At 74.5% G+C, this 5,866-nt stretch carries 6 protein-coding genes and 1 pseudogene; 5 read left to right on the top strand and 2 right to left on the bottom strand.

Features of this window, described 5'->3' with window-relative positions; genetic code table 11:
- The first annotated feature begins 117 nt into the window (after positions 1-117).
- The gene (locus ACFXGA_RS04390; RefSeq protein ID WP_378084296.1) at positions 118-792 is read left to right on the top strand and encodes a helix-turn-helix domain-containing protein; all 675 of its coding nucleotides are present in this window, start codon (positions 118-120) and stop codon (positions 790-792) included.
- On the opposite strand, the gene ACFXGA_RS04395 is transcribed toward ACFXGA_RS04390, so the two are convergent.
- Positions 774-1,631, bottom strand: a complete 858-nt coding sequence (locus ACFXGA_RS04395; RefSeq protein ID WP_378084298.1) for a hypothetical protein — start codon at positions 1,629-1,631, stop codon at positions 774-776. The genes ACFXGA_RS04390 and ACFXGA_RS04395 overlap by 19 nt on opposite strands.
- Positions 1,632-1,780: 149 nt before the next feature.
- Between ACFXGA_RS04395 and ACFXGA_RS04400 the strand changes: the two genes are divergently transcribed.
- Genes ACFXGA_RS04400 through ACFXGA_RS04415 form a run of 4 tightly spaced genes read left to right on the top strand, consistent with a single transcriptional unit; the run spans position 1,781 to position 4,947 of the window.
- Positions 1,781-2,203 (top strand): hypothetical protein, encoded by a 423-nt coding sequence (locus tag ACFXGA_RS04400; protein WP_378084299.1) that lies wholly within the window; start codon positions 1,781-1,783, stop codon positions 2,201-2,203.
- Positions 2,200-2,808, top strand: a complete 609-nt coding sequence (locus tag ACFXGA_RS04405) for a DUF3558 domain-containing protein (protein ID WP_378084301.1) — start codon at positions 2,200-2,202, stop codon at positions 2,806-2,808. The genes ACFXGA_RS04400 and ACFXGA_RS04405 overlap by 4 nt, the downstream gene beginning before the upstream one ends.
- A gap of 3 nt (positions 2,809-2,811) precedes the next feature.
- On the top strand, positions 2,812-4,122 hold the full coding sequence (locus ACFXGA_RS04410) for a hypothetical protein (RefSeq protein WP_378084302.1): 1,311 nt from the start codon (positions 2,812-2,814) through the stop codon (positions 4,120-4,122).
- A gap of 6 nt (positions 4,123-4,128) precedes the next feature.
- Complete coding sequence (locus tag ACFXGA_RS04415) at positions 4,129-4,947, top strand: ESX secretion-associated protein EspG (protein WP_378084304.1); 819 nt, start codon at positions 4,129-4,131, stop codon at positions 4,945-4,947.
- On the opposite strand, the pseudogene ACFXGA_RS04420 reads toward ACFXGA_RS04415, so the two are convergent.
- A pseudogene (locus tag ACFXGA_RS04420) lies at positions 4,919-5,761 on the bottom strand (alpha-hydroxy-acid oxidizing protein); the annotation flags it as partial. The gene ACFXGA_RS04415 and the pseudogene ACFXGA_RS04420 overlap by 29 nt on opposite strands.
- Between the last annotated feature and the right edge of the window lie 105 nt (positions 5,762-5,866).

Genomic DNA, 5,866 nt, shown 5'->3' on the forward strand with positions numbered 1-5,866 from the left:
CCGCGCGCGCGCCCCCGCGGTGGTGTCTGCGAGCGCGGTGGCGTGGGCCCGCGGGGGCGGGGGGCGGCCGCCCCCCCCCCCCCCCCGCCGCCCCCCCCCCCCACTACCATCGGCGGGGTGTACGCGGAACGCCCGTTCCCCGGTCTGGCGTGCGTCTGGCGCCGGACCGCGACGTCGGACGCCCCGACCCTGGTGGTGCCCGACGGGTGCACGGACATCATCTACGCGGCCGGCGCCGGCGCGGTATTCGTGGCCGGTCCCGACACGGTCGGGCACCTGACGGCCCTCGGCCCGGGCACGGTGTTCGGCGTGCGGTTCGGTCCCGGCGTGGGGCCGGCGGCGTTCGGCGTGCCGGGGGTGGAGCTGCGCGACCAGCGCGTGCCGCTGGCCGAGCTGTGGGGGCCGTCGGCCCGCCTGGAGGACGCCCTGGGCACTGCCGACGACCCGTGCGACGTGCTGGCGGCGGCCGCGCTGGACCGGCTGCGGGAAACGCCGCCCGCGCCCCTGGTGCGCGCGATCGCGTCGGCCGTGTCCTCGACCAGCGTCGGCGACCTGGCCTCCGACCTGGGCCTGAGCGAACGGCAACTGCACCGGCGCAGCCTGGCCGCGTTCGGCTACGGGCCCAAGGTGCTGCACCGGGTGCTGCGGTTCGACCGGGCGGTCAAGCTGGCGTGGGCCGGGGTGCCCTTCGCCGACATCGCCCACCGCACCGGGTACGCGGACCAGGCGCACCTGTCGCGCGAGGTGCGCGACCTGGCCGGCGTGCCGCTGGGTCAGCTGATCCGGTCGTAGGCGCGCAGCGCCAGCAATGCCTCGATGGTGACGATGGGCCGCCACTCGTAGGTCGTCACGGGCGTCCACGCGGCCCACGGGAACGTCCACCCGCCGTCGTCCTGCTGCGCGGCGGCCACCGCGTCGAGGTCCGCGCCGATCTCCTCGTCGCTGAACCAGCGGCGGGCCAGGCTGTCGGGCGTCGGCGCGTACTGGTGCGGCTTGTGCGTCTCCCCCGCCGCGTACCCCTCGTGGGCCCTCCCGTCGCCGAGGTCCACCAACCCCTGCTCGCGCACCAGCGCGCCGAGCCGTTCGGCCTCCCGCTCCGCCCGCGGCCGGTCGGGCACGTGGTCGAGGAAGCGGGCGCAGGCGTTCACCTCGTACGGGTGCGACGTGGTCAGCCCGGCGATGCGCCGCCAACAGAACTCGGTCGCCCCGTCCAGCCACGGGTGCTCGACGCCCATCCGGTGCAGGGCGCTCGCCAGCAACGCCGTGACCAGCAGGTCGCTCTCGCCGGAGGGCTGCCACCACGGGGCCCGCGCGCCGGGCGTGTCCAGGCAGTTCGGCACCGCGCCGTCCGGGTTGGCGATCGTGGCCAGGAAGTCGCACGCCGGGTGCGCGTGCTCGGTCCAGCCCACCTCCGCGAGCAGCGACAACGCGGTGTAGGTGTGCAGCGGCTGGCTGTCCGGCCCGCGCCCGTCGGGTTCCAGCGCGTGCCCGAACCCGCCGTCGTCGTTGCGGTAGGCCAGCACCGCCGTCGCCACGGCGTCACCGGACCCGCCCTCGAAGAGGTGCAGGAACCGCCGTTGTTCGAGGACCCGCGCGTTGAGCCGGATGAAGGAACGAGCTGCTTCGATCATGCGCTCGACGGTAGGCCCGACCGCACTACCGCGTCTTGAACGAATCGGACGCCGTTCCCCGGAAGGAGTAACCGTTCCGGAAGCCCCGACGGGGCGAGGACCCTGTGCCATCATCACTTCCGGTAGTTCGGCGTGAGGGGAGCGCGACGATGGTGGACGCCGGGGGTGGCGGTCTCATCGGCAAGATCGGGTTCGTGGCGGACACGGTGTCCGCCGGCCCGGCGGGTTCCGGTCTCGTGGCAGGTCAGACGCACTTCACCGTCGACCTGGCACAGGCGCAGAAGCTGATCGACGGCCTGGCCGACGCCCGCGACCGGCTGCAGAGCCTCTACGACCAGGCGTGGACCTTCACGATCTCCGGAGGGCCCGGCAACGATCCCTACAGCGAGTCGGCGGCGACGACGATCGCCCAGACCGCCGGCGGTGATCCCGGTGGCTACGGGTGGGCGAGCCTGAAGGCGATCGAAGCCCTCAACCGTACGATCCAGAGCATCCAAGCCTCCCTGGACAACTACAAGGGCCAGGAGCAGGCGAACACCGACGCCTTCAGGGGCGGGGGGAATCAGGCGTGAGGCGAGCAGCGCTGGTGATCGTGTCCGCGGCGGCCTTCCTGGTCGCGTCGGGGTGCACGACCAAGGACGACGGCACCCCGACACCGGTCGACAGCACGGGCACCACCGCGGCGGGGGCCACCACGACCTCGGCGGCGACGGGGGACGTCCCGGCCATCACCGGGCCGGAACTGGACCTCGCCAAGTTCAGCGGCCCGTGCGCGGCGCTGAAGGCCGACCAGCTCTCCGCCCGGGGGGTGACGAAGGCCGGCACCGAACGCCCGGACCCGGCGGGCACGGCCTGCCAGTGGTACCCGGACGACCGCGCGCTCGGCACGAGCTTCGTCTTCGTGGTGCTGGACAAGGGCAAGGGCTTGAACGGCGTCTACGCCAACCGGGAGGACCTCCCGGTGTTCGAGCCGACCCAGGTCGCCGGGTACCCCGCGGTCAACAGCGACCTGACCGACGCGGCCCACGGCGCGTGCTCGACCGCCGTCGGCGTGGCCGAGGGCAAGGGCTTCGCGGTGCAGGTCCGCGTCAACGACAAGAAGCTGCCCGAGTACACCGAACCGTGTTCCGTGTCCAGCGAGATCGCGGAGACCGTGATCGGGAACCTGAAGGGGTAGGACGTGGCCGTCGACAGCGATGCCCAGGGTCTGCTCAACATGTGCGTGGCCCCGGAAGCGATCTACGGCTGGTTCCACGAGGGCAGGGGACCCGAGCAGACCACGGACGCCAGTCGTGAGACCTGGCTCGGGATCGCCGCCGGGCACGGCGAGATCGCCGAGCTGATCAACGCGGCGGTCCGGGCGTCCGGCGCGGTCTGGGAGGGCGCCGCCGGCGACGCGGCCCGCTCCAACACCACGCCGCTGGCGAGCTGGTCGGAGGTGACCGGCGACCTGGCCACGTCGGCGGGCGACAACACCGGCGAGATCAGCCGCGCGTTCCGCGAGGCCAAGGGCAGCCTGCGGGAACCCGTCCAGGTGCCCGACAAGCCCTGGTACAACGACGCGATCCCGTGGAACACCGACTACGACGACGCGGTCGAGCAGAGCCAGGAGGTCAACTCGCACAACCTCCAGGTGCTGAACACCTACGGCAGCGCCACGACGTCGGCCGGCAACTCGATGCCGTACTTCCCCGAGCCCGACGAGATCACCGGGAACGTCGAGCAGGAGAAGACCGTCATCCCGCCGCCCAAGCCCGGCCGGGAAGGCGAGGACGAGACCGGCACCGGCAAGGGCGCCGACGACGGCACGACCGATCGCACCGGCACCGGCACGACCAAGCCCTCGTGGACCGAGCCGCCGCAGGTCACGCCGCCGGGCACGACCACCGACAACACGACCCGACCGTCGTGGGTCCAGCCGGATCCCCAACGGCCCCAGCCGGACATCGGCTACCGGCCGCCGGAGCTGCCGAAGGACCGGCTGCCGCAGGACCCCCGGCTGCCCTACGACCCGCGGCTGCCGTACGACCCCCGCAACCCGAACGACCCGCGCAACCCCAACAACCCGCGCAACCGGGTCCCGGGCGTGCCCGGCGGACCGGGTGTGCCCGGCGGCGGCCGTCCCGGCATGCCCGGCGGCGGCGGTGGTGGCGGAGGCGGCCTCGGCGCGGGGCGCATGCCCGGCATGGGCGGGCCCGGCGGCGGCGGTCCCGGCGGGGCGTTCGGACCCGGCGGGGCGTCCGGCGCGCTGGGGCCGAACGAGGGTCGCGGCGGCTTCGGGCCCGGTGGTTCCGGTGGGTTCGGGCCCGGCGGCTCGGCCGGCGCGCGTGGCGGTCCCGGCGCGGCCGGGATGGGCGCGGGCATGGGGGCCGGCGGCGCACGTGGTCAGGGCGACGAGGACAAGGAGCACAAGTCCGCGTCGTACCTGCAGGAGACCGAGGACATCTTCGGCGACGGGACGCTGGTGGCACCGCCCGTCATCGGGGAGTGAGGCGAAGTGCTGCGCACCAGGGTGGCCGTCCCGGTCGTCGCGCTCTACAACGCGTGGCAGGCGGAGGGCCTGCCGACGCTGCACAACGCGCTGCTGACGCAGGTCGAGTTCGACCGCGGCCGGCTGGCCGAGGGCGACGTCACCGGGCTGGCCGACCTCGCCCGCCGCGGTTGGGACGAGCTGGAACGGCTCGGCCTCGCCCGCGGCAGGCAGGTGCACGCCGACCTCGCCCGGTCGCTGCGCCTGATCGCCGAGGCGGGCGTCGAGTACTACGCGTTCTTCAACCAGGGCGACGACGCGACGCGCACCGCCCTGGTGGCGCAGTCCGGTGACGACGCGTTGCGCGTCGTGCTGCGGGCGGACCGGCACTTCGTGCTCGAACCGGTCCGGGCCGAGGACGCGGTGCCGTCCCTGGTGTCCGTGCTGCCCGAGGCCAAGCCGGGGCGCGGCCCCGTGCTCTCGCTGCCCGCGGACGCGCTGCACGACAAGCCGCGCCAACCCCGGCCGGACGAGGACGGCGGGTCGTTCCTGCACGCGAGCAGGCCGACCGGCGGGCACGCGGCCGAGGTGGAGCAGTTGCGCAGGCTGCTGGCCGAGCGGCGCACCGGCGGCGGCCAGCTCTACGCCGCGCGCCGGGACCGGTTCGGGCGCAAGCACCGGTGCGCCGCGCCGTTGACGTACTTCGACACGGTCGGCGGCCGGTACCTGTCGGCGAAGGCGACCGGCGGCGACGGCACGCCGTGGATCACCGTGCAGCCGGCCGACTTCGCCACCGTGCAGCACCGGTTGCGGCAGCTCAGCGCCGACGCAGCACCTCGCGGTTGAGTTCGGCCGGGCTGCGGTGCCCGGACAGGCCGAGGGTCAGGTCGAAGTCGGCGAGCAGGCCCCGCAGCACGTGCCGGACGCCGACCTGGCCGCCGTGCGCGAGGCCGTAGGCGAACGGGCGGCCGACGAGCACGGCCTTCGCGCCCAGCGCCAACGCCTTGACGATGTCCGCGCCACTGCGGATGCCGGAGTCGAACAGCACCTCGACCCGCTCGCCGACCGCGTCGGCGATCTCCGGCAGCACCTCCAGCGACCCGACCGCGCCGTCCACCTGCCGCCCGCCGTGGTTGGACACGACGATGCCGTCCATGCCGGCGTCCGCGGCCTTGCGCGCGTCGTCCACGTGCTGGATGCCCTTGAGCACGATCGGCCCGTCCCAGTGCTCGCGCAGGAACGACAACTGGTCCCACGACCGGTCCGCGCCGGTGAACAGCTGCACCCACCGCAGGATCGCCATCGGCCGGTCCTGCTCGGGCGGCGCGGCGAGCCCGGCCCGGAACGCCGGGTCGGAGAACGGGATCGCCGTGCCGACGCCGCGCAGGAACGGCAGGTACGACTGGTCGAGGTCGTGCGGCCGCCAGGCCAGCGTCCACGTGTCGAGCGTGACGACGAGGACCGTGTACCCGGCCTTGCGCGCCCGGTCCAGGATGCTCGCCGCCACGTCCGGGTCGTTGGGCCAGTAGAGCTGGAACCAGCGCGCGGCGTCACCGGCGGCCTCCGCGACCTCCTCGATCGTGTGCGAGGACGCCGTGGACAGCACGAACGGCACCCCCAACTCCGCCGCCGCCCGCGCGGTCGCCAGCTCGCCGTGGGGGGGGCGGTGTGTCGGACCCCCCCCCCCCCCCCGCCCCCCCCCCCCCGGGCCGGGAGCGGCGGCGCCACCAGGGCCCACGGGGGCCTGTGGGGGGGCGGGGTGTGA

The organism is Actinosynnema sp. NPDC059335 (assembly GCF_042752395.1).
In the GTDB taxonomy this organism is placed as follows: domain Bacteria; phylum Actinomycetota; class Actinomycetes; order Mycobacteriales; family Pseudonocardiaceae; genus Actinosynnema.